The sequence below is a fragment of the Sphingobium sp. genome (assembly GCF_035511395.1).
Taxonomy (GTDB): Bacteria; Pseudomonadota; Alphaproteobacteria; order Sphingomonadales; family Sphingomonadaceae; genus Sphingobium.
In genome coordinates this window covers 1-23,848 of record NZ_DATKFP010000180.1, presented here as the reverse complement: position 1 = coordinate 23,848, position 23,848 = coordinate 1, and the positions used below count along the sequence as shown (strand labels likewise).

General features: G+C 62.6%; 20 protein-coding genes, 1 pseudogene and 1 riboswitch. Of the genes and pseudogenes, 6 read left to right on the top strand and 15 right to left on the bottom strand.

All coding sequences use genetic code 11. The features are described from left to right. Together VMR39_RS12330 and VMR39_RS12325 are read left to right on the top strand one after the other, a co-directional pair. The coding region (locus tag VMR39_RS12330) for an SDR family oxidoreductase (RefSeq protein ID WP_325416276.1) at positions 1 to 573 on the top strand (573 nt) is incomplete at its 5' end. 148 nt (positions 574 to 721) lie between these two features. Continuing rightward, positions 722 to 2,278 (top strand): carboxylesterase/lipase family protein, encoded by a 1,557-nt coding sequence (locus VMR39_RS12325; RefSeq protein ID WP_325416275.1) that lies wholly within the window; start codon positions 722 to 724, stop codon positions 2,276 to 2,278. Positions 2,279 to 2,594: 316 nt separating this feature from the next. On the opposite strand, the gene VMR39_RS12320 is transcribed toward VMR39_RS12325, so the two are convergent. The 4 genes from VMR39_RS12320 to VMR39_RS12305 all read right to left on the bottom strand — a co-directional run bounded on the left by VMR39_RS12320 (position 2,595) and on the right by VMR39_RS12305 (position 8,496). Next, positions 2,595 to 3,797 carry an SGNH/GDSL hydrolase family protein gene (locus VMR39_RS12320; RefSeq protein WP_325416274.1) on the bottom strand — a complete coding sequence of 401 codons (1,203 nt, stop codon included), beginning with the start codon at positions 3,795 to 3,797 and terminating at the stop codon, positions 2,595 to 2,597. Positions 3,798 to 3,809: 12 nt separating this feature from the next. Beyond that, positions 3,810 to 6,731, bottom strand: a complete 2,922-nt coding sequence (locus tag VMR39_RS12315) for a TonB-dependent receptor (RefSeq protein WP_325416273.1) — start codon at positions 6,729 to 6,731, stop codon at positions 3,810 to 3,812. Between the two features lie 99 nt (positions 6,732 to 6,830). Next, positions 6,831 to 7,835 (bottom strand): FecR family protein, encoded by a 1,005-nt coding sequence (locus tag VMR39_RS12310; protein WP_325416272.1) that lies wholly within the window; start codon positions 7,833 to 7,835, stop codon positions 6,831 to 6,833. Beyond that, a complete protein-coding gene (locus tag VMR39_RS12305) occupies positions 7,822 to 8,496 on the bottom strand; it encodes an RNA polymerase sigma factor (protein WP_325416271.1) in 675 nt (224 codons plus the stop codon). The genes VMR39_RS12310 and VMR39_RS12305 overlap by 14 nt, the downstream gene beginning before the upstream one ends. A gap of 168 nt (positions 8,497 to 8,664) precedes the next feature. On the opposite strand from VMR39_RS12305, the pseudogene VMR39_RS12300 reads away from it, so the two are divergent. Continuing rightward, positions 8,665 to 9,420, top strand: a pseudogene (locus VMR39_RS12300) (IS5 family transposase). 133 nt (positions 9,421 to 9,553) lie between these two features. On the opposite strand, the gene VMR39_RS12295 reads toward VMR39_RS12300, so the two are convergent. Continuing rightward, on the bottom strand, positions 9,554 to 12,472 hold the full coding sequence (locus VMR39_RS12295) for a sensor histidine kinase (RefSeq protein ID WP_325416270.1): 2,919 nt from the start codon (positions 12,470 to 12,472) through the stop codon (positions 9,554 to 9,556). A 163-nt stretch (positions 12,473 to 12,635) separates the two neighbouring features. Here VMR39_RS12295 and VMR39_RS12290 point away from each other — a divergent pair, with 163 nt between their 5' ends. Together VMR39_RS12290 and VMR39_RS12285 are read left to right on the top strand one after the other, a co-directional pair. Beyond that, on the top strand, positions 12,636 to 13,259 hold the full coding sequence (locus VMR39_RS12290; protein WP_325416268.1) for an AraC family transcriptional regulator: 624 nt from the start codon (positions 12,636 to 12,638) through the stop codon (positions 13,257 to 13,259). Continuing rightward, a complete protein-coding gene (locus tag VMR39_RS12285; RefSeq protein ID WP_325416267.1) occupies positions 13,256 to 13,831 on the top strand; it encodes a TMEM175 family protein in 576 nt (191 codons plus the stop codon). Before VMR39_RS12290 ends, VMR39_RS12285 begins: the two co-directional genes overlap by 4 nt. Before the next feature lie 3 nt (positions 13,832 to 13,834). Here VMR39_RS12285 and VMR39_RS12280 read toward each other — a convergent pair whose 3' ends face one another. The 10 genes from VMR39_RS12280 to VMR39_RS12235 all read right to left on the bottom strand — a co-directional run bounded on the left by VMR39_RS12280 (position 13,835) and on the right by VMR39_RS12235 (position 22,765). Then, entirely contained in the window at positions 13,835 to 14,533 is a 699-nt protein-coding gene (locus VMR39_RS12280; protein ID WP_325416266.1) for a YoaK family protein, read from the bottom strand. Positions 14,534 to 14,551: 18 nt separating this feature from the next. After that, on the bottom strand, positions 14,552 to 15,928 hold the full coding sequence (locus tag VMR39_RS12275) for an alginate export family protein (RefSeq protein ID WP_325416265.1): 1,377 nt from the start codon (positions 15,926 to 15,928) through the stop codon (positions 14,552 to 14,554). After that, a complete protein-coding gene (locus tag VMR39_RS12270; RefSeq protein ID WP_325416264.1) occupies positions 15,921 to 16,349 on the bottom strand; it encodes a DoxX family protein in 429 nt (142 codons plus the stop codon). Before VMR39_RS12270 ends, VMR39_RS12275 begins: the two co-directional genes overlap by 8 nt. 1 nt (position 16,350) lies before the next feature. Further along, positions 16,351 to 17,250 (bottom strand): glyoxalase, encoded by a 900-nt coding sequence (locus VMR39_RS12265; RefSeq protein ID WP_325416262.1) that lies wholly within the window; start codon positions 17,248 to 17,250, stop codon positions 16,351 to 16,353. Between the two features lie 165 nt (positions 17,251 to 17,415). After that, positions 17,416 to 19,260, bottom strand: coding sequence for an amidohydrolase (locus tag VMR39_RS12260; RefSeq protein WP_325416277.1), 1,845 nt, complete (start codon positions 19,258 to 19,260; stop codon positions 17,416 to 17,418). Positions 19,261 to 19,340: 80 nt separating this feature from the next. Then, on the bottom strand, positions 19,341 to 19,607 hold the full coding sequence (locus VMR39_RS12255) for a XapX domain-containing protein (protein ID WP_325416261.1): 267 nt from the start codon (positions 19,605 to 19,607) through the stop codon (positions 19,341 to 19,343). A 22-nt stretch (positions 19,608 to 19,629) separates the two neighbouring features. Next, a complete protein-coding gene (locus VMR39_RS12250; RefSeq protein WP_325416260.1) occupies positions 19,630 to 20,466 on the bottom strand; it encodes an alpha/beta hydrolase in 837 nt (278 codons plus the stop codon). A gap of 86 nt (positions 20,467 to 20,552) precedes the next feature. Further along, entirely contained in the window at positions 20,553 to 21,212 is a 660-nt protein-coding gene (locus VMR39_RS12245; RefSeq protein WP_325416259.1) for a hydrolase, read from the bottom strand. 237 nt (positions 21,213 to 21,449) lie between these two features. Continuing rightward, entirely contained in the window at positions 21,450 to 22,187 is a 738-nt protein-coding gene (locus VMR39_RS12240) for a response regulator transcription factor (protein ID WP_325416258.1), read from the bottom strand. Then, the gene (locus tag VMR39_RS12235) at positions 22,166 to 22,765 is read right to left on the bottom strand and encodes a M17 family peptidase N-terminal domain-containing protein (RefSeq protein WP_325416257.1); all 600 of its coding nucleotides are present in this window, start codon (positions 22,763 to 22,765) and stop codon (positions 22,166 to 22,168) included. Before VMR39_RS12235 ends, VMR39_RS12240 begins: the two co-directional genes overlap by 22 nt. 220 nt (positions 22,766 to 22,985) lie before the next feature. Then, positions 22,986 to 23,234: riboswitch (cobalamin riboswitch) on the top strand. A gap of 128 nt (positions 23,235 to 23,362) precedes the next feature. Here VMR39_RS12235 and VMR39_RS12230 point away from each other — a divergent pair. Continuing rightward, positions 23,363 to 23,848: Plug domain-containing protein (locus VMR39_RS12230; protein ID WP_325416256.1), on the top strand; the 486-nt coding region annotated here is incomplete at its 3' end.

The following is a 23,848-nucleotide window of genomic DNA, read 5'->3' as shown; positions in this document are numbered from 1 at the left end:
TCCGCCGACCTCAGCAGCATCGAGCCGGTCCAGCGCGTCATCGACGAGACGCTTGAGAAGCTCGGCGGCCTCGACATCCTGATCAACAATGCCGGCATCATCCGTAGAGCCGACAGCGTCGACTTCACCGAGGAAGACTGGGACGCGGTGATCGACACGAACCTGAAAACCACCTTCTTCCTCTGCCAGGCGGCCGGTCGCCACATGCTGGCCCAGGGCAGCGGCAAGATCGTCAATATCGCCTCGCTCCTCTCCTTCCAGGGCGGCATCCGCGTGCCGAGCTACACCGCGTCGAAGAGCGGCGTCGCGGGCCTGACCAAGCTGCTGGCGAACGAATGGGCGGCGAAGGGCGTCAACGTCAACGCGATCGCGCCGGGCTATATCGCGACCAACAACACCGCTGCCTTGCAGGCCGACGAGACCCGCAACCGCCAGATCCGGGAGCGCATCCCGGCCGGGCGCTGGGGCGATCCCAGCGACATTGGAGGGGCGGCCGTTTTCCTCTCCTCCAGTGCTGCGGGCTATATCCATGGCCATACCCTGGCCGTGGACGGCGGATGGCTCGCGCGCTGAACGACACCAGAACGAATCCCCGTTCGCACTGAGCTTGTCGAAGTGCCCTTCTTGTCTCGAAGAAAAGTGCAGGGCTTCGACAGGCTCAGCCCGAACGGTGAATGATCGAGAGGGATCAACCCTTCCCATACCCAACAGGAGAGGCCCAATGCCCGAAATCGACAGGCGAACCGTGATCGGCGCGGGGGCGATGCTGGCTTCCTCTCCGGTCTGGGCGGCGAAGGGCGATCCGGTCGTTATGACCCGCCATGGGCGCCTGCGGGGCGTGCGCGAAGGCGGGCTGAGCGTATTTCGCGGGGTGCGCTATGGGCAGAATACGGCGCGCAGTCGGTTCCGTGCGCCGGTCGCTCCGGAACCTTGGCGTGATGTCGTGCCCGCCATCAGCTTCGCGCCGTCCTGCCCGCAAAAGGCAAAGCAGGAGGCGACGAGCGAGGATTGCCTGTTCCTCAATATCTGGACGCCGGGGCTGGAGCCGACCGCCAAACGGCCGGTCATGCTCTATATCCATGGTGGCGCCTATTCCAACGGCAGCGTGGTTGATCCGCTGAATGACGGGCGGCATCTTGCGAGCCGCGACATGGTAGTGGTGACGGTCAACCATCGACTGAATGCACTTGGCTATCTCTATCTGGCGCGGTTGGATCCGCGCTTTGCAGATAGCGGCAATGCCGGGCAACTGGACCTGATCCTGGCGCTGCGCTGGGTGCGTGACAATATCGCCGCTTTCGGTGGCGATCCGGGAAACATATTGGTCTTCGGCCAGTCCGGAGGCGGAGCTAAGATCGCCACGATGATGGCGATGTCGGCGGCGAAAGGGCTTTTCCACCGGGCCATCACCATGAGCGGGCAGCAGCTGACGGCAAGCGGGCCGGTCAATGCTTCACGCCGGACGGCCGCCTACCTGGCGAAACTGGGGGTGGCTCCCGGCGATCTTGATCCGTTGCTGACCCTATCGGTCGAGAGACTGATCGAGGGGCTGGAGGCGGAAGATCCGATATTGGGCGGAGGCCTCTATATGGGGCCGGTGCTCGATATGCGGTGGCTGGAGCGGCACCCCTTCTGGCCCGACGCCGCGCCGCAAGGCAATGCGATCCCGATGATGCTGGGCAATACGCTGGATGAGACGCGGGCCTTCATCGATCCCGACGGGCCGCTGCTGCGGGGGCTGGACTGGGGCAATCTGCCGGATCGAATGGCGGGCGAGTTGCGCATGGACCTGTCGCCCGAATGGATCGTGGCGCAATATCGAGCGCGCTATCCCGACTGGACGGCGGAGCGGATATTCTACGCCGCAACGACCGCCGGGCGAAGCTGGCCGGGACAGGTGATCGAGGCGGAAGCGCGGGCGCGGGCGGAGGCGCCCACCTGGGTCTATCAGGTGGACTTCCAGTCGCCGACCCAGCCGAAACGCGGTGCGCCGCACACCATGGACATTGCGCTGGCGTTTGGGACGCTGGACGTGCCGGGGGCGTTCACCGGCACTGGCGAGGGCGCGCGGAGGGCATCGGAGGCGATGATGGCGCGCTTCATGGCCTTTGCCCGGCGAGGCGATCCGAATGAAGCCGGATTGACGGACTGGCTGCAATATCGGCTGGATAGGCGGATGACGATGCTATTCGACGTGGAGAGCCGACCGACCGATAATCCGAGGGGCTGGGAACGCGAATTGTTCGCTCGGGTGCCATATATCCAGCCCGGCAGCTGACAAGAATATGAGGTCGATCTGCTCTCTCAAGACTTCATGCGGAGTGCGATAAACCATGTACTTGCGTGATATGTTGAGGATGAAGGCGTAGCGCGAACGCGGCAGGGACTTGAGGAAAGCGAATTGCTCCCCGCAGCAGCCATGATTGGGATTCTCCTCGATCTTAGCAAAGGTTTCGCTCGGGGACCGCCATTTGTCGGCACTGCGACCGAACCGGCAAGGGCGGTGGCGAGGAAGGCTCCAAACATGATGAGGGCTCCTTCGGCCGCAATGCGCCGTCGGTCGTGGAATGAGGAACCGACGGCCAGTCAGATCTTCAGGAGGATGGTGGCTGAAACGGGGAAAGCGACACGGCGCGACCCATGGCTTCATAGCCATTGTCGCCGGGGTGCAGCTTATCCCCTGAATCGAAAGGCCGCTTGATCGCGGGCGGACTGCCGCCGTCCCTCAGCGCCGCCTCGAAATCGATCACGGCGTCAAAGCCACCACCCTTCCGGATCCACTGATTTGTTTCCTGCCGCACCTGCTCCATCTCCCGCGAGAGATATTTGGAGCCCCAGCCTGGCGTCATCGTTCCGCCGATCACGCGGATGCCGCGCGTATGGGCCATGTCGATGATCCGGCGATAGCCGGCAATCAGATCAGCGGCGGCCACCGGCGGTTCGCCGGGTGTGGCGCTGCGCCAGATATCGTTGATCCCTTCCAGCAGGATCAGATGGGTCACGCCGGGAACGGAGGCTATGTCGCGATCGAAGCGATCGACCGCCGCCGTGCCGCGTCCATCCCGAAGCAGGCGATTGCCGCTGATCCCCATGTTGACGACGCCGCAATGCGGCCCCTTCCTTTCGGCAAGCCTGCGGGCCAGCACGCCGGGCCAGCCACGCCAGCCGGTTCGCGTGCCCCGTGCGCCTTCGGTGATGGAATCCCCCATGGTGACCACGGTGCAGGCGGCAGGCGGATTGCGCACCGCCATCCGGGTGATGAAGGGACGCAGTTTGCGCGGTTCCAATCCCGCTCCGTCAGCGGGTATCGCTGCTTCGCTGAAGGCGACGGGGAAACCGGCATTGCCGCCGACCGTGGTACTGGGCGCACCGGTTTGGATCGTCAGGATGAGGTCGTCGCCGGCTTTGACGATGAGATCGACGGCATGGCTGGTCAGGCTGATCCCAGCTTCTATGCGGGCATTGGAGCCTGCGTTGAAGGTGACAGACATCCGGGTCGCTTCATCCAGCCCGAAACCTTCGTCAGTTGACGCATGTGCCACCGTGGCCCCAATAATCTCCAGCGGGACGGCACCGGCCGGGTTGGTGAAGACGAAGCTGACGCCATCGCCCGACTGGCTGGAACGCAGGCGATAGCGATAGGTGCCAGCAGGCAACGTATCGCGCACGGCCTTGGTCGCAGGTGAGGTGGCGTAACCCCAACCGCCGCCCCATTTCCCGCCATCAGCGGATGGGGGCGCTGCCGAACCACTGGTCGCGACGGCGGCCAGCAAGGGCAACAGAAGCTTGTATTTCATGATGTTCGCCCGTCAGAATTTGAAGCGCATGGCGGCCGAATAGGTCCGCCCTTCGAAATAGACGCGATCGTGGAAATCCTCCGACCCCCAATAGGCACGCTGCGGGCGATTGGTGAGGTTGGTGCCGTCTATCGTGAGCGACAGATTACGGTTGAAATTATAGGTCGCCGACGCGGCCAGCCACTCGATCGGATACCAGTTCAGATTCTTGGTCGGATCGGTCAGATTATAGGCAAGGGCAAAGCGGCCACGCCAGCTATACGCGATTTTCGCCCGAAACTTGCCATCGTCATAGAAAAGAGCAGCATTATAGGCATGTTTGGAGATGCCGGCCGTCTGTCCTGTAAAGGCGGCTGTCGCATCGGTCGCGGGTAGTTCCTGCTTCGAGTCCGTGTAGGTGTAGTTGGCCGAGACGCCGAAGTTGCGCAGCATACCGGGCGCGAAGTCAAAGAAAGTGCTGGCGCTGACTTCTAAGCCCCTGATCGTACCGTCACCGGCATTGATCGGCCGGGTCACGTCGACAATGCCAAGCGCGCCGGGGATGCTGTCATCCTTCTCGATGGCGTTGACGATATAATTCTTCACATCGCGCTGAAACAGGGCGACGCTGGCGGCACCGGCTCGGCCATAATAATATTCCAGCGACGCGTCCCAATTGGTCGAACGGATCGGCAGTAGGTTCGGATTGCCGGTCGTCACCCGACCGCTATAGGCGCCAGAACCGGCCAGTACCTGCGCGAAGGTTTGGCTTGGGTTGAGCTGCGAAAAATCGGGCCGGCTGAAGGTCTTGGTCCAGGCGAGCCGCAGTTGCAGCGCCGAACTGAAATGCGCCACCGCGCTAAAGCTGGGATCCAAATCCAAATAGTTTTGCCGCGCATGAACGGGTGTGTAGGTGGTCACATTACCGCCGGTGGTCAGCGAGCGGGAAACGGCATATTGTGTGCCGTTTATGTCCAGCACCGTGTTGACGAGACGCGCGCCTGCGATGCCGTCTATCGCCACGCCGCCAAGGTCGAAGCCATATTTGACCTGACCATAGGCGGCATAGCTGGTTTCCTTGCCATCGAACGCCGACTGCGGCGCAAAGGCCGGGCGTCCGTCATCGGTGTAGAGCTTGGTGGCTTGCAGCGAGTCCACATAGGCGTTGAGACTCTTCACATTGCCCATGCTGGCGAGCCAGTTCGCGTCGTAACCGACCCAGCCACCGGGAAGCGTGGCGTCGTCCGCCGAGACGCTGCGTGTCAGATTGACCGGGGTAGCGCCCCCCGGAAAGGAGGACATGGGCAGGTTCAGCGCGTTGAGGTTCGCGAGGCCGGTTCCGGTCTGATAATCCGCACTGCGCCGCGCATAGCGGACGCCGGTCTTGATAGAACGAAAGAAGCCGGTGCCGGTATCGAGATTGAGATCGGTGCGCCACTGCAACCCCTTGCCCTTCTGGCGCGTGCGCGTGTCGGAATAGGCCCGCACATGAAACTGATTGATGTCGGACAGGTCGATATCGCGATAGGTGTAGGACAGGCCGCCATATTTGCTGTCGCTCTGGAACACCGCGTCGATCACCGGTGCCTTGTTGAATGAAAGCAGCATGAGTTGCTGATCGGTTTCGATCTTCGATGTCGTGTAGACGGCGCTGGTCGTCAGTGTGGCGATGCCGGAGGTGAAATCAGCCCCGAATTCGACCTGCGTCGTGTCGAGCAACTGACGGGTATGATTGGACCGGGGGCCGGAATCCGCCGTGGCGGTAAAGGTTGCGCTCTTCAAGATGTCCGTGCCGGGGACCAGTTCGACATTGCTGAGCGGCGTCGTCAGCGCCATGTTCGTTTGCAGGTCAGTATCGGTATATTCATTATCGTCGGTCACGTTGGTGGCCCGCAGATGGAGGCCCAAATTATAGGCCGGTCGCCATTGCACCTCGCCGGTGAAGACCGGGCGCTCATAGCCTCCCTTGGGATTTTTTAGCAAGATGCCGGTGGGGAACGTCTGGCCCGCGGCATTGGTCTGCGGCTGGAGGCTTTCGCGATAGGACTCATAATAGTCGCGCTTCAAATAGGAGGCGTTGACCATGACGCCGATCTCGCCAGCGCCCGTGTCCCAATTTCCAGCGACCAGCAGGTCGGCATTGCCGAAACCTTTTTTCGCCTGGTCGTCATAGCTGCCGCGTAGCGTGGCGGCGACCGTCATGCCTTTCTTAAAGTCGAGCGGCTGGCGAAGCTGTACGTCGACGGCGCCGCCGATACCACCCTCGATCAGATCGGGCGTCAACGCCTTATAGACTTCCATCGACCGGATCAGACCAGCAGGATAGCTGTTCAGCAGGGTGCGGCGCGATGATCCGGTATAGGCTTCCTGACCGTTGATCATCGTCACGACCTGGGAGATGCCGCGTATGGTAATCGACTGACCTTCGCCGCGATTACGGAAAATCTGGACGCCAGGCAGGCGCGCCAGCGCTTCAGTCGCGCTGTTATCGGGAAGCTGGCCGATATCCTCCGCCGCGATGCTATCGACTAGGGCATCAGACTTGCGCTTGATTTCGCGGGCGATGTTCATGCTTGCGCGAAAGCCGGTGACAACGATCGCATCTTCATGGTCAGCATGTTGGACGATCGGCCTGGCGCTGGGACGCGGTTGGGCGGCCCGCCGCAGCACGATCCGTGCGCCGTCATCGGCCGCGATTTCAAGGCCGGTTCCGGCGATTAATTGCCCAAGGGCTGTGCGCGCATCCATCATGCCCTTTACCGGGCGGCTGCGAACGGCTTCCAGCCCTTCACCGGGTGCGACGATTTGTAGCCGCGCCTGTTTGCCCAGCGTTGCGATCGCGGTCGGCAAGGGCTGCGCCGGGATGTCGAAAGCACGCTGCTGGGCATACGCTGGTGTCGCGACGGTAACGGCCGCAGCAATGATGCTGCAGCCAGAAAAATATCTGGCGTTCATGAAAAATCTGTCCCCGCTGTTCGGCCTTCAAGGCCGGGTTCGCGGACTAGATGCAGCGCGGACGCTGATCCTCCACTCTGACAGAAACATTTTTGCAGATTATCTTGAAAGCGTGATTCTATCCGCGGAAACCGACACTTTGAGCCCCTGTGCCAAGGCGGCGGCGCGCGCGAAACCGGCCGGATCACTGGTGGAATAGACGCCGGCGACTTTCATCGCTGAAACAGTCGGATCATCGATCATGATCTTGATGTCGGAATAGCGAGCAAACTCGTTGGCCGCATCCGCTAACGTCATGCTGGTCAGGTCCATTTCGCCGCGTTGCCACAATCCCATCCGATCGACATCGGCCATGGACAGTCGTTCCTGCTTCATCGCTTGCCGTGCAAAGGACAGATGATCGCCCGCGAGGAGACGAACTGGATTGTCGGCGCCATTATGGACCTCGACTATGCCTTCTCGCACAGTGATCGATCCCCGATCCTCATCGTCAAGGCGCACCAGGAAGCTCGTACCGACGACGCGTATCTGCACCGGCCCCGCATCGACGATGAAGGGGCGCGACGCATCTCTGGCGACGTCGAAATTGGCTTCACCCGTGACCAGGCTGACTTGACGCAGCGCATCCTTGAAGGCGACCTTGATCTCGGCGCTGCTGTTGAGTGTCACCGCCGAACCGTCGCGCAGCGCCGATCGCCGTACATTGCCCATCGGCGCTGCATAGATTTCCGCGCCCAACCAGTATTTCAGCCCGATACCTCCGACCAACGCTGCGGCCATCGCGCCCAGACCGCCGCCGATCCACGCCCGTCTCGTCACGCTCGATTGCTCGCGCCAGTTTAGTCGGTGCACTTCCAGTCCCACGATGTCAGGACTTTCTGCCGCGGGTTCATCCTTGGGCGGATATGGCACGCCCAGCGCTGCCGCGCGGTCGAAATAGGCATTGGCCGCCATGGCCCGCGTGAATGCACCGAAATTGCCGGCATCTTCGCTGGTCCAGCTGTCCAGTTCCGCTTCTTCTTCTGGGGTAATCAGGCCGGAATTGACGCGCAAGGCCCAATGCGCAGCGCGTTCGTCGCGCGCGCTTCCATCAGCCTTGGGCATCCCGGCGCTCTGTTTCAAAATCTCTTTCACCGACCCTAGATGACCGATCGCGTCGATTTCCGCCACGCCCGAATGCATTTGTGAGGCTAGCGAGCGCCTTGACCATATGTTTCTCTACGGTGCTTTCGGCAATACCGAGATCCCGTGCCACGTCCTTCTGCGACAGGCCGCGCAGCTTCCGCAGGACGAAAACCTCCCGACAACGATCGGGCAACTGCCCGATAAAGGCCGCAACCTGCTCCAGTTCCTGCCGGTCGGAGAGCAGCCGTTCCTGGTCGGGAGCAGGTTCGGGCACCTCGAGTATCTCGGCATGCGCCGGTGCATCGATCATCACCACGCGCGAGCGGCGTAGCGAACGGAGTACGACCGACTTGGCGACCTCGAAGAAATAATTGCGCGGAGAAAGGATATGATCGACGCGCTCCAGCCCTGCCAGGATGGCGTAACTTTCCTGAATGATATCGTCGACATCCATGCCCCAGCCGGATGGACGGCGTGCAAGCCATTGCCGCACAGCCGCTTCATGCGGAAAGATATGACGGCCGAGCCAGACCGTCCTTTGCTGGGGTAGCGTCATAAGCTGTGGCCGGTAACGCTGTTCAATGACAGTTTGGATACATCGGCAGATGTGAGGTACGGCTGGCTCGAAGCGCTGAAGCATTTTCGAAGCAGATGGTAACATCTGCTGGCTCGGAAAATGCGGAAAACAAAAGAAATTTAGAGCATGATCCGATTCAGCATGATCGGATCATGCTCTAGGCTGTAGTGACATTTTAGGGATTCCCTATGTGTCTGATTTCTGATTCAACGCTGGCTTTTGGAGGCTGGTGTGGAAGGCGAAGTGCTTCGGGACGACCAATGGGAGCGGCTTCGGGAGTTAGTTCCGGGTGGTCGCAAGGGTAAGCGGGGGCCGCGTAGCGACGGTCGGCTATTTCTCGACGCCCTGCTTTGGTTGGCACGATCAGGCGGTCGCTGATTTGCCCGAGCGTTTTGGGTCCTATCAGACGGCCAAACGCCGCTATTATCGCTGGATCGAACAAGGCGTGATCGACAGGATATTCGAGGCGGTATCCGATGATCCCGACATCGAATGGCTTGCGATCGACGCGACCGTGATCCGCGCTCAGGCTCAAGCGGCCGGGGCACGGGTAAAAAGGGGGGCGTTTAAGCCCAGGCTCGTAGCCGCTCGCGAGGCGGCTTGGGCACCAAAATCCACGCCGTAGTCGACGCGCTCGGCCTGCCGATCCGCTTCATCCTCGGCCCGGGGCAGCAGAATGATATGGCGCCTGCCTGCGATCTGATCCGGGGGCTGCCCGCAAAGCAGGTTCTGGCCGACAGAGCCTAAGATGCGGATCGACTGTGCGAACTGATCCATAACCAAGGTGGCGAGGCTGTCATTCCTCCCCGCAAGCATCGCACTATCCGTCGACCTTATGACGTCATCGCCTATAAGCAGCGATGGGGAATCGAAGGCTTCTTCGCACGCCTCAAACAGGGACGCCGCATCGCCACCCGATATGACAAACTCGCCGCAAACTTCCTCGGCTTCATCAAGCTCGCAAGCATCATGCTTTGGCTCAAATAGTTAAATAGTCACTACAGCCTAAAGTCGCCTGGTTTGCGCGAGTATCGGTCAGATTGTTGCGTTTCAGCTCGCGACAAATCGTGAAAATATGGCGAAGCAGTGCGTCCGCCAAAGCCGGTTGACGGCGGGGCTCTCAGAGATAGGCTATCCGCGCGGGCACATGCAGCCGGATCGTCGTCCCCAGATGCGTGATAGACGAAATTTCCATGCTGCCGCCCAAACGGCGTGCGCGTTCCCGCATTCCAACCATACCATAATGACCCTCGCGCATCCCTTTTTCGATCACCGATATGGGCAGGCCAATGCCGTCGTCACTGATCGACAGCGTAACCCTGTCGGCTGCGTGATGCAACCAAACCAGGATCGCGCCGGCCGACGCGTGATGCAGGCTGTTGCTGAGTGCCTCCCTCGCGATCCGCGCCATCTCGTCGGCGACCGGCGCGCAGATCAGCCGCGCCTCTCCCTCCTCCTCGACCCGCCAGTCGAGTCGATCGCTCACGACGTCTTGCAGCAGGTCGCGAAGCCGGTCAGCCATGACGACTGGCTGCAATTCCTGTCGCAGCGAATGGACCCGCTCCCGGCTTTCGACCAGGACATCCTCTGCCCGATCCAGCGCGCCTTCCAGTTCGGCTCTTGCGTGCTGACCCTTGGGGAGCAGTTCCACCACCGCCTGGAAGCGCAGCATCAGCCCCTGGAAGCCCTGAAGCAGCGTGTCATGCAGTTCGCGCGCGATGCGCTCGCGCTCGATAAGCTGCGCCTCGACCCGGTTGCGGGTGCGCTCGGTCGCGACACGCAGCCGCTGTCGATAGAATAGCCAGCCCAGTGCGAAAACTGCCGCCAGGCACAGCAGGAAAAACCAGCGCGTCTGGTAGAAGGCCGGCGCGATCTCGAAGACGAGGTCCGCGCCGCGGAAGTTCCATAGCCCATCATTATTGGCAGCGATCAGGCGGAACCGATAGGTTCCAGGCGCCAGGTTCGTGTAGAGCGCCTGGCGCTCGGTTCGGGCATCGACCCAGCCGCCGCTTGTTCCTTCCAACCGGTAGCGGAACCGGTTCTGCGCCGCATCGGTCAGGCTTAACGCGCTATAGTCGATCTGCACCCGATCACTATGGGCAGGCAGGGTGATCGGGCCGCTTCCGATAGGATGTACAAGGCCATCGACCCGTAGGGACCGGATGACGACCGGCGGCGGCACGGTGTTGCGTGCCAGTCGGGCGGGGTCGGTCCATGCCAGCCCCTGATCGGTCGCGAACCAGAGCCGGCCACCCCGGTCTATGGCGATGTCGTTGGCATCGAACAGGTTGGATCGCGCTCGATAATCCGCTTCCTGTCCGATTCGCCGATAGACGATCGGACGATCCGGATGCTGGAAGGCCGCCTCCATCGCATCGCTGCGCATCCGTACGATACCCGTAGCGCCATTGATCCAGCTCCAGCCATCCGGCGTTCGAGCGATGGCCGTTATCCCGGCCAGATAGGGATGGGTGCGCTCGCTGAGAGTCCGCACGCCGCCGCCATCCTGCCGTGCCAACCCCTTCAGCCCACCGATCAGCAACCGGCGGCCATCAGCGGTTAGGGTGATGATCGATCCGATCGGGCTGGCGGCGACCGACACTAGCAGCGTTTCTGCCCCATTTCGAATGCGCAGCAGACCGCGACGGCTGCGCCCGGCGATCAGCCCGCCCTGACCATCGGCACGCAGCAGGGTAATGGTACCGCCCGGCTGCCCCGCAGCGCCGGCCGCCGGCGTCAGCCGGTTCCCGTCCAACCGATAGAGCCGGTCCATTCCGGTCCAGAACTGCCCCCGGTCGTCGAGCGCGCAGCTGACTGACAGCGGCCCGTCCACCGGAGTCGTCCGGCGAACATCGCCGCGCTCGTCTAGGCTGAGCAGGAAGGCGCCGTGCAGGCCGACCGCCAGCAATCGCTGGTCGTTGCCGCACAGCACGCCGACGTCGGACTTTCGGAAAATCAGTCGCGGCGTACTCTGGGCCGGGCCGACACGATAAACGCCACTTATCCCGGCAAAGAAGATATGGTCCGATCGCGGGGGCGCGACGAAGCCGGTGACCAAGGCCTCATCCCCGGCGCGGATCAGGCTGGCTGAGGCGTATCGCTCGATCCCTGTTTCGGTGCCGATCCAGACATTGCCTTCCCGATCTTCCAGCGCCGAGAGGGACAGAGCTTTTCGTGCAGTCGCGATCCCGATCCGGCCATTGCTCGCAGACCGGTGCGCAAGCCCCCCATTCTGCCCGGTGATCCATATGGCGCCCTGGCGATCTACAAGGATATGGCGGGTGACATAGGGCGTGTTGACCGGGCTGAGTTTTCTCGCCGTCTCGCTCTCGCCTATCGGCCGGATGCCCCTGTCGTCGGCCAGCCATATCCGCCGCGCTCTGTCTTCGCCAAGCGCGGCAAAGGGCGCGACGGGCGTCGCCATCGGAACGAACTTTGCGGCGCCGGGCGCCAGCCTCAGCAAATTGGGCGGCAGGGCGAGATAGATGCTGCCATCCGACGCAGCTAGCAGCGGACCCATCATGCCGTCGGTCACGCCCTGCTGCGCGCCATAGCGGCTCCACCGTCCTTCCTTGTATCGCGACAGCAGGATCTTGCCGCGCGATTCCGCCGCAACCCAGATCGATCCGTCGCGGGCCTCGACGATGCTGCTGATACCACCTTGCGGGGGCCAGGGATTGGCGTCGCGCAGATGGCCATCGCGATAGATGGAGATGCCGCCGAAATCATGACCGACCCATATGTCGCCATTATGCGCCGCCAGCAGGGCGGTGACCTGGAGCGACCGGCGCGGATCGTCCATGTCGGGCAAGATGCGTTCGAAGCGGATACCGTCGAATCGATAGAGGCCGGTGGACGACCCCAGCCACAGGAAGCCGTTCTTGCCCTGCGCCAGGGCACGGACATTGCCCGGAGCCCCGTCCTTCAACGTCCAGCCCGTGTGGCGCAACTGGTCGAGAGACTGCGTCGGATCTAGCGCCTCGCCCGGCTGTGGCATAAGGGCTACCAGTATCGCCGCGATGATCGCTCGACTTTTCATGATGCTGTTGTCGATTGCTTCACTCAGGGCGGACTTTGCAGGACAGAATAGTCGGACAGCCGTAGCCCTGCCGGCCCGGTGCAGACAAGCCCCTCTATGGAGGGGGAGCTTTCCCCTCCATCAGGGCTTTGAGGAATCGTGACGAAATCATATCATTTTCGCCATGTCGGAACGTTCCAGTCCCAGCCTGTCGGCGCATACCAATACCATCAACTCGCATGCCCCGCGCCATGACGAGGGCGGTGCCGATGTCCATGCCGCCCATCTGCTGGGCCTGCTGACCGAGGCGCAGCAATTGCTGCACGATGATCCGGGGCAGGCTCAGCTCTGCCTTGATCGGGTCTGCCGGTTGTTACGGCAGGGCGTGCCGATGTCGGGCGATCCGCCCGCCTTCGTGCTGCCGCAACCCGGCAGCCACCGTCCGCCGCCTACCGGTGGTCTTGCCAGCTGGCAGTTGCGCAAGGTCACGTCTCATGTCGAAAACCGTCTTGGCCGCAATCTGTCGATGGAGGAACTGGCGCTCGTGGCCAGCCTCAGCCCCGGCCATTTCTGCCGCGCGTTCAAGATCAGCATGGGTGAAACGCCCCATGCCTATGTCATCCGCCAGCGCATCCGCCGGGCGCAGACGCTGATGCTGGAAACCGGTCAAAGCCTGTCGGACATTGCCAGCGCCTGTGGCCTGACCGACCAGGCGCATCTGACGCGCCTATTCAAACGGTGGGTCGGCACCACGCCGATGCTCTGGCGACGGACCTGGCAGAGTCCGGCGGTGGGCGGCCGGGCATGAACAGCAAGCGGCTGGAGGCCTTCACCGACGGCGTGATCGCCATCATCATCACCATCATGGTGCTGGAACTGAAAGTGCCGCGCGGCGGATCGCTGGCGGATCTGGCGCAATGTCTGCCGCTGTTGATCGCCTATATATTGAGCTTCGTGAATGTCGGTCTTTACTGGAACAATCATCATCATCTGTTCCAGCTGAACCCGCGGGTCGATGGACGGGTATTGTGGGCCAATCTGTTCCTTCTCTTCTGGCTCAGCCTCGTCCCCTTCGTCATCCGCTGGCTGGACGAGAGCAGCTATTCGACTGGCGCGACGGCGGCCTACGGCATCGTGCTGGGCTGCGCGGCGATCGGCTATTTCCTGACCGAGCGGGCTATCGTCGCCTGCAACGGGGCGGAGTCCAAGCTCGCCCGTGCATTGGGCATGGACTGGAAAGGCTGGGGAACGCTGGCCATGTACGGCGCTGCCATTCCCCTTAGCTTCGTCAGTCGCTGGATCGCTGTGTCGCTCTATATTCTCGTCATCGCGCTCTGGTTCGTGCCCGATCGGCGCTTTGCCCGGATCGCGCTGCGCTGATCCTTACCCATGTGGCAGGGCAGCGGCCGGATGCCGCACGCAGAGCAGGGTGCCCAGCAGCACGATGATGCCTGACACGAACAGCGGCAGGGCAAGGCCCATATGTACGACCATCAGTGCGCCGGCGGCAGCCCCGGCGAAGATGGCGACGATCGCCGCGATCCGCCGGGCAAGGTTGGGGTTGGTGCCGCCCGCGATGCTGGAATCTGCCGCGATGCCGGTGACGGTGAGGGTCAGGACCGTTGTGGTGAGGTCGGGCACCTTCAACTGGCGAATGGTGGCGTTGCGGAAGCCCATGGCGATCGCGGTCAGCGCGATGATCGCGAAAAGGGCAACAGTCGGCTTGAGTGCCGGGACGTTGAAGTTCAGCGCGACGACCGCCGCGATCCACAGCAGCGCTGCTTCGATCAGCGCCGCGATGGTAAGCCAATGGCGCAGCGGTCGCTTGCTGAAACCCTGTCCGATCCGTCCCGCAATGGCTGCGCCGATGAAAAAGGTCAGCAGCGCAACCAGATAGGGCGCGACCTTGAAGCCTGGCGTCTGCGCCGCCGCAAAGCCGAGAAAGACGACATTGCCGGTCATGTTGGCGGTGAAAACCTTGCCTAGGCCCAATACGCTTACGGCATCGACCAGACCGGTCGTGACCGACAGCAGCAGAAGCAGTCCGGGCAGGGGAGAGGAGGAAGAGGGCGACGGCGGCATGGCTATGCTCCTGATGATCTAGAAACGGAAATTGGCTTCAAGGCCGGTCATGGCGATGGTTCTGGCTGGGCCGGTCTGACGGATGAAGGCGCCGGGTGCGAACAGCGACAGCGAAGTCGACAATTCCAGTTCAGCCGTCGCCTGCCAGGCCAGCGTGGCTTCGACCTCCTTGCCTATGAAGCGGGCGCGGCTGTCGCCGGCGGCGCGGATCAGATTGCCGGGAATGTCGTAAACGCCGTCATTCCGGCTGTAGCGCCAATAGGCCATGGCGGCGATGCTGGCGGAAAAGCCCTTGCCCAGCGGCGCGCTGATCCGGGGATTGAGGCTGACGATGTTGGTCGGGCCGACCGGCGACAGTTCGCCGACATACTTGCCCTTGGGGAAGAGCGCGTTGAACGTACCGAGATTGTCGTCTTCGCTGTCGCGATCGCCGCTCACGATGTTGAAGCGCAGCGTCGCGTCGGGCGATAGCGGCAGGCTGGAAAGCATGCGGCCGACTTCGGTGCCTAGCGTCCAGGCGGAAATGCGCTGCCCCTCATAATGGCCGAATTGCCAGACGCCCTCGACATTCCAGTGCCAGTCATCCCGTACGCCATGCGAACGGGCGCCGATGCTGTGGCGCTCCTCGCGCCCGGTCAGCCTGCCGAAGCGCGCGGCGCGGTTGCGATAGCCCAGATAATAGAGGTCGAGGTCCGGCAGAGCCGCATAGGCGCCCCACAGCTTGCGCGTCTCGGACGTGCGATCATCGAAACTGCCGGGGCCGGGTTGCACGGGGTTGAGCAGAAACAGGTCGAGCCGGCGGCCTTTGCCCAGCGACGCGCTGCCTCGGAGCCCGTCGAACGCCAGCGGCGTATTGGGACCGTAGCGGGTGCCGACCAGCCGCTCGGTGCCGAGCGAAAGCATCTGCCGCCCGCCGCGCAGCATGACGGGGCCGACTCCTATCTCTGCAAAGCTCTGGAGCATGTCGACGCGACTCTGGTCGATCGGACTGGCGGAGGGCGCGACACCGACGGCATAATTGATGATCGGCTGGACGAAGGCGCGGGCATGCAGCTTGTCGGAAACGCCGATATGGAGGTCTGCATAGGGCATGGCGCGCACCCAGAGATAGCTGTCGTCGGGCGCATCGGCCCCACCCCAGAGATTATTGGCGTAGTTCTCGTTGCGCAGCCGCACTTCCACGCCGGTGGACAGCCAACTGTCGTCGGTAAGCGGGATATATTTGAACTGGCCGGTCCAGTGATGGCCGCGCTTTTCTTCGTCGGCCAGATCCGACCAGTCCTCGTCATAGCGGGTGATCGACAGCGTCGGCGCCTGCCAGGCTTCGGTCGTCTGCGCGGCCAGCGGATCGGATACGCAGAGCGATAGTACGAGGCAGGACGCTCGTTTAAGCACGGCGCTGCACCTGTTCGGCGACAAGTGCTGCGAGGATGAAACCGCCGATGAGGCCCAGATGCTCGAAAAAGGCATTGGTCGCCATGAAGCGATCGTGCCCCATCGGCATCGTCCAGAAAGCATTGGCGGTGAAGGCGGCCAGCAGGGTGAAGACGCCCAGCATCCCCGCCCCCAGCCAGGCCAGGCGGCCGGTCAGGATCAGCAGCGGGCCGACCAGTTCGATCGCGATGGTGAGCGCCGCCCACACGGCTGGCGGGTTCATGCCGAAATGCGCCTGTTCGGCGACGGCCGCCGGCCAGTCAGTCAGCTTGACGATGCCGCCCAGCAGATAGGCGCCGACCAGTAACAGCCGGGCGATGAACCATGTCGGCTTCCAGTCGAGGATCGCGTCGACGAAGCGCGGATCGCGGTCGGTACGCATCTTACTTCGCCGCCATGCCATGGACCTTGGCGATATAGCCGCCGGGGAAGCGCAGCATCGCGCTCAGGCGACCGGCGACGGCTTTGGCTGCGACCAGCGTTTCGACGCCGGCGGCCGATGCCTTGACCAATGTGGCGTCGAGGTCGGCGACCTCATAGCCGGTCACGTCGCGGCCATAGGGCCAAGGGAGCTGTCCGTCCGAAACGAAGACCGTCATCCTGCCATAGCCGCTTTCGATGGCGACCCGGCGGATGGTCTTGCCGGGCTGGCCGATTTCCTCGCCCTTGGCGGCACGGTCGTCGGAGACGATCCTGCCATGGGCAAAGCCGGTCCAGTCATGGATGAATGTGTCCGCTGCGTCGGAGGTCAGGTAGATGCGATTTTCCGGCACGGTGGTGAGCGCCGCATAGCTGGGCTTGGTGGTGTGCCAGTAAAGCTGCATGTTCACGCCCCCGGCCCATTGCACCACTGCGTCGCGGCCGATCGGGTCAGGAAAGGTGGCGATTCGGCGCACCGCGCCATGCTTGACCGCCGACGCGACGGCGGCGTCCATGTCGCTCACCAGATATCCCGTGCGCTCGTCGCCGAAGGGATAGGGGATGGGCGTCTTGAAGCCAAAGACCGAAACGGTGCCGACCGGGGTCAGCGCCAGCTGCGATTTGGTGAGGCTGAGGGTGGGTGTGACCTGAAATTCACCCTGCTTCGATGTCTTGCCGCCGAAGGTGGCAACGAAGCTCGCGACGAAGGCGTCGAACTGGGCTTCAGGCACATAGACATGGGTCGTGTCATATTGCGCCCCGACCGAATGGTCGGCGTTCGCTGCCGGCTTGGCCGCCACGGGGGCGGCGATCGGGGTGGCTGCGACCATCAATGTCGCGAGGATCATGGTGAAGCGGGTCATGTCTGTTGCTCCGACAAGAGAGGGGCGTTGGCGCCCGGTCGATGTTGCAGGACTTGTCTAGGTGATGGTCGAAGGGTCATCGATCCGAATAATATCGACGCCTATGTTCTAAAATATGGAATATAACTGATCCGACCCCGCCATCTCGGGAGGGGCCGGAACAGATCAGACAGCCCAGCATCCGCAGCCGAGCGAGCCCCAGAAGGTCTGGACATCAGCGGCCGGTACATTGGTGCCCAATGCCGCCGCATGGTCATGGCCATGGACGCCGCAGGCCGAGTGGCAACCGCAAGCCGACGCCAACTGGGCGCGGGCCTCGCGGGTCTTGTGGTAGCCGCCGAAGGTCGCGACCGGCGACCAGTCGGGCATGGGCCTGGGCAGTTCGGGCGCGAGCGGGGCATAATCGCCCTCGCCATGGACGACCTTGCCGCCCAGAAGCGTGAGGACCGACCGGATATGGACGATCTGATCCTCCGGCACGGAGAAATAGTCGGCCGACAGCAGCGCGAGGTCTGCCAGCTGTCCGGCCTTTATCTGGCCCTTCTTGCCGATCTCGTTGGAGAACCAGGTGTTCTCATGGGTCCACATCGCCAGCGCCTTTTCGCGGCTGACGCGGTTGTCGCCGCGATAGAGGGCGAAGCCGCCGACCGTGCGGCCCGTCACGAGCCAGCTCAAGGAGACCCAGGGATTGTAGCTGGCGACGCGGGTCGCGTCGGTGCCGGCGCCGACGGGAATGCCGGCTGCGATCATGCGGGAAATCGGCGGGGTACGTTCGGCAGCCTTCGCGCCATAGCGTTCGACGAAATATTCGCCCTGATAGGCCATGCGATGCTGCACCGCGATGCCGCCGCCCAGCGCCGCGATCCGGTCGATATTGCGGTCGCTGATGGTTTCGGCATGGTCGAAGAACCAGTTGATGCCTTGAAGCGGAATATCCCGGTTCACCTTTTCATAGACGTCGAGCGCGCGGCCGATCGTCTCATCATAGGTGGCGTGCAGGCGCCAGGGCCAGCGATGCTCGGCCAGCAGGCGGATGACGGGTTCGAGGTCGCCTTCCATGCTGGGTGCCATGTCCGGGCGGGGTTGGCGGAAGTCCTCGAAATCCGCCGCGGAATAAACGAGCATCTCGCCCGCCCCATTGTGGCGATAGGTGTCGTCGCCCTGACCTGGCGTAACCTGCTTCACCCAGCCGGAGAAGTCGGCCAGCTCTTCCTTGGGCTTCTGAGTGAAGAGATTATAGCTGATGCGGACGGTCAGTTGGTCGTCCTGATGCAGCTTTTCGATGATCTCATAATCGTCGGGGTAATTCTGGAAACCGCCGCCCGCGTCGATCACGCCGGTCACGCCCAGCGCATTGACGTCGCGCATGAAGTGGCGGGTGGAATTGAGCTGATATTCCTGCGGCAGCTTTGGTCCCTTGGCGAGGGTCGAATAAAGAATCGTCGCATTGGGCTGGGCCAGCAGCAGCCCGGTCGGGTTGCCGGCGGCATCTCGGACGATCTCGCCGCCCGGCGGATTGGGCGTATCCTTCGTATAGCCTACGACGCGGAGCGCTGCGGCGTTGAGCAGGGCGCGGTCGTAGAGGTGCAGAATGAAAACCGGTGTGTCGGGCGCGACAGCATTCAGCTCGGCGATGGTCGGCAGGCGCTTTTCTGCGAACTGATGTTCGGTAAAGCCGCCGACCACGCGCACCCATTGCGGCGCGGGAGTGCGGGCGACCTGGGCCTTCAGCATATCCATCGCCTCGGCCAGCGTCGGCACGCCGTCCCAGCGCAGTTCCATGTTGAAATTGAGGCCGCCGCGGATGATGTGCATGTGGCTATCGATCAGGCCGGGGATCAGGCGATGCCCCTTGGCATCGATGATGGTCGCGCCAGGCGCTGCGGCGCGGACCTCGGCCTCGCTGCCCACGGCCAGGAATTTGCCGTCGCGGATGGCCACCGCTTCCGCCACCGGATTCGCCCGGTCCAGCGTCGTCACCTTGGCGTTGATGATGATCGTGTCTGTCATGGGGCGTTCCTTGGCATGAGCGTGAAAGGGGGAGAGGAGGGCGGAGGCGGCAACCCCCGCCATGGTGTCGCGGCGGGTGATCATGCGTCGCCCTTTCGATTGTCGGAGGGTGGGCGATTGTCGGGCAGGCTGCCCAGCACATGGTCGCGGCATTCGGCGCGTACGAACCTGGCCAGTTCATGGCTGTCGGCCCAGCGCTTGGCGAGCGGGACGACCTGTTCGCCCACCAATATGCCGAGCAGGCCGATCAGGGCTACCACCGGGGGCGCGGGTGAGCGCACCCCCAGTAGCGAATAGACGATGCCGACCAGAAGACCGGCGCCGAGGGAGAGAAGATAGACTTTCATCGCCGGTCTCCTGTTCGATCCGTCAGTTCTGGATGAAGGCGAGGATGTCGGCGTTCAGCACGTCGGCATTCACCGTCAGCATGCCGTGCGAATAGCCCTCGTAGACTTTGAAGGTCGCATTCGGCAGGATTTCGTCCTGAAGCACACCGGCATTCTTGTAGGGCACGACCTGATCATCGTCGCCATGCAGCACCAGGGTCGGCACGGTGATGGCGGTCAGATCGTCGGTCTGGTCGGTCTCGGAGAACGCCTTGATGCCTTCATAATGGGCCTTGGCGCTCCCCATCATGCCCTGACGCCACCAATTGTCGATGACGGCGGGCTTCACATCGGCGCCATCGCGGTTGAAGCCGTAGAAGGGGCCGGCCGCGACCTCGCGGAAGAATTGCGCGCGGTTGGCGGCAAGGCCAGCGCGCAGACCGTCGAATACCTCCATCGGCAGGCCGCCCGGATAGCGTTCGGTCTTCAGCATGATCGGCGGCACCGCGCTTACCAACACGGCCTTGGCGACGCGGCCTTCCGGCAGTCCGTGGCGGGCGACATAGGCGGCCACTTCGCCGCCACCGGTCGAATGGCCGATATGGATGGCGTTCTTGAGGTCGAGATGGCGGGCGACGGCAGCGGCGTCAGCGGCATAATGGGCCATGTCATGGCCTTCGCTGACCTGCGCCGAGCGGCCATGACCGCGACGATCATGGGCGACGACGCGATAGCCCTTCGACAGGAAGAACAGCATCTGTGCGTCCCAGTCGTCGGACGACAGTGGCCAGCCATGATGGAACATGATTGGCTGGGCATCCTTGCTGCCCCAGTCCTTGTAAAAGATGTCGACGCCGTCGTCAGTGGTTACGAAGCTCATGGGGATTTCCTTTGCAAAAGTCAGGAAAGGGAAAGGCCGGCGGCTTCGGCGAGGGAATGTGGCTGAGCCGCCGGCTATGCCAGGACTTAGTGGCCGCCTTCCGAGGCGCCGAACATGCTCTTGGCATATTTGATGCCCAGGCCGTATGCGCCGCCAAATTCCTTGGCGATGCCGGTCGTGGAGTCGTAGGTTTCGGTGCGCGCCCAGTCGCGCTGGAGTTCGAGCATATATTGGAGAGAGGTCATCGGCTTGGCGCCGAGCTGGATCATGCGCTGCACGGCGCGTTCATGCGCTTCTTCGCTGATGTCGCCGCAGGCGTCGGCGATGAAATAGACGTCGAAGCCCTGATCGATCGCGGAGGCGACCGGGCCGACGATGCAGACGCTGGTCCAAAGGCCCGCGAAAATGATCCGCTCCTTGCCGATGCGGTTCACCTCCTCGATCACGGCAGCGTCTTCCCAGGTATTCATGCTGGTGCGGTCGAGCAGCTTCTGGCCGGGGAAGGCATCTGTGATTTCATCGAACATCGGGCCGGAAAAGCTCTTTTCCGCAACTGTCGTCAGGATGGTCGACACGCCGAACGACTTGGCGGCACGGCTGATGAGCGCGGCATTGTTGCGCAGCAATTCGGGAGCGATCGACTTGGTCGCGAACGACATCTGCGACTGGAAGTCGATCAGGATCAGCGTGTGGTCGCTCGGCGAGACGAGGGATTTGCCGGGGGTCGGGGTAGCGGTGATCGTCATGGGTCGGCTCCTTGGTTTCGAGCAGTCGCTGCTGCTGTAAGGGCGGTGTAGCCGGCGGAACTGATCCGAAATACTCAGATAAATCACGCCAGTTTGTTCGATTAAATAGAAATGTCGAGCAAATTGCCCGGCGCGCGATCATAGCGTCGCCCTGCATCCGAATATTGGATCAGGCTGACGCGTTTGCGATCATTTGGATGGAAAAGGCCTGCGCCGTGCGCCCATAGCCAAGGGCAATCAGAGGTCGATCAGGCCACGCTTGATCGCCAGAGTTACCGCATGGGTCCGGTCGGCGGCGTCCAGTTTCGAGAAGATGGACTTCATATGGCCCTTTACCGTCTCTTCTCTGATATCGAGTCGCGCGGCGATCTGCTTGTTGCTGTTGCCCCAGGCGGCAAGTGAGAGAACCGCGATTTCCCGTTCCGTCAGCGGATCTTCCAGCACATGCAGGGCTATTGCGGTGGCAACGGCAGCATCGAGATGCTTGCCGCCCAGATGCACGGTCCGAATCGCGTCGAGTAGTTGCTTGCGCAGGCTGGCTTTGAGCAAATAGCCCATGGCGCCTGCCCGCAATGCCTTGATCGCCCGGCCATCGCCCGAATAGGTGGTAAGCACGATGATCCGCGCGATCGCATGGTCCGCCCGGATTGCTGTGATCGCGTCGAGGCCGGACATGTCGGCCATTTGTAAGTCCATCAGAACGATGTCGGGCCGCAGCCGCGCATATTCCTCGACCGCGCGCCGGCCATTGTCGGCCTCACCCACGATCTCCATGTCGCCCTGAGTCTCCAGCATTGCCCGAACGCCCTCCCGCAGTAGCGCGTGATCGTCCACCACCAGGATCGAAATGGGAGATGCTGCGCGCTGCATGTCATGGCTGAGGGAGGAAGAAGCGGTCGGCATCGCGCCAGATTGGCGCGTTCCGGTCGCCAAGTCCATGCGATAGTCGAGTGTCATCTCCGCACTGTCGGCCATTGGTCGATCACATGTTCCAATTGTGCGCCGACGTTCGCGGAATAGGGCGTGCGAAGGTCGAAGGTCCAGCGCATGCCGGCGAAGCGCTGGGGAGCATGATGGGTGTCGATTGCGGTGAGCGCGCCGACCATCATGTTACGGGCGGCATGTGATGCGACCGCGACCGGCGCTTCAGGATCGGGAAGGCCGAGCAGACATGCGATCGAGCAACCGTCGAGCTGAACCGCGGCCCGCATCGCAACCTCGGCAAGGATGCCCAGCCTTTCGGGGGTGATCCGATCGGTATGGCCCATGCCAACGACCAGCAGCGAACCGCAGCGAACCGGCGGTCGTGGGCTGGACAGAACAAGCGTTTCGCCAAACCCGCCGTCGAAGATGCCGCCCGCGCGCAGATGCGATAATGTTCCAATCAGGGCGTCGTCGAGCGCGCAACCGCTTGGATCGGCCTGCATCGCGCCGGATATTTCAGGCATGCCGACGATCAGAAGATCCACATCGGTGGCGACCGGGTCGATCCGGCCGCTACTGAATCGCACCATGCGATATGTGCCGACATCCCGCGTTTCGATTGCAACCACCCTTGTCGCCCCCTCCGACGTGACGCCGCCACGCCAACTGACATCCTATATATTCGACTAAACTATGAGGAAGGCATTCTGCAGTCGCGGCTAAGCTGCGCGGCTTTTGGACAATCCTGCTGCTTTCGTCCGCGATATCCCGTCGATCAGCGAAATGTCGTGCTTGCGCAGCAGCAAGCGGCGTCATAAGGGGCATTGTCCTTTCCTGCTTCGGCAGGAGGAGGGCAAAGATCGCGTCGGTTCCCCGGGGACGGGGATGAAAAGGGAATGCGGTGCGGGCCTTGCATAAGGCTCAAATCCGCAGCTGTCCCTGCAACTGTAAGTGGCGAGCGCGATATACAGGTGCGGACGGCATGAAGCCCGATCCGACAGCCACTGGGCCGGACGCTAAATCATGCGAGGCCTGGGAAGGCCGTATATCAAGCGATGACCCATGAGCCAGGAGACCTGCCGGCGTCTGGTCGCTCTTGCCTTGGTCCAGGGGATGGCCGCGGCACGGTGAACTCCGTCTGAGCGACGAACGAGCGGCTGGGGCCGCATCGGACGCTGTGTGTCGGTCGCCCCTGGCGTCCGGCCGATGCCGGCTGACGACCGTTCGTGAACGGTACGCCCCTGCCCAATTGTCGTGCGACGCCGACGGGGGATGAAATGCTGAACTTTACATCGGCTGCGATTGCGGCCTTCTCACTTTATGCGCCTGCCATTCTGGCCCAGCCTGCCGCCGAAGGCGCGGATGGCAATGCTTCGACAATCATCGTGACCGGGGTGGTCGATCCGCTGCGTTTGAACATGAAGTCGGAAGGGGCAAGCCGCCTCGGTCTCACTGCGCTGGAAATGCCGGCCAGCGTCGAGACGCTGGATGGCGACGCCATTCGCCTGCGCGGCGACCTTACCATCCAGGATGCGGCCGCGCGTGCGACCGGCATCGTCAACACATCGGGCGTGTTCGGCTTCGGCCTGTCGGCCCGCGGCTTCACCGGTCAGAATTCGGTCATGACGCTCTATGACGGGATGCGCATGTACAACAACACGCTGACCTTCCCGGCGGACCCGTGGATGGCGCAAAGCGTGGAGATATTGCGC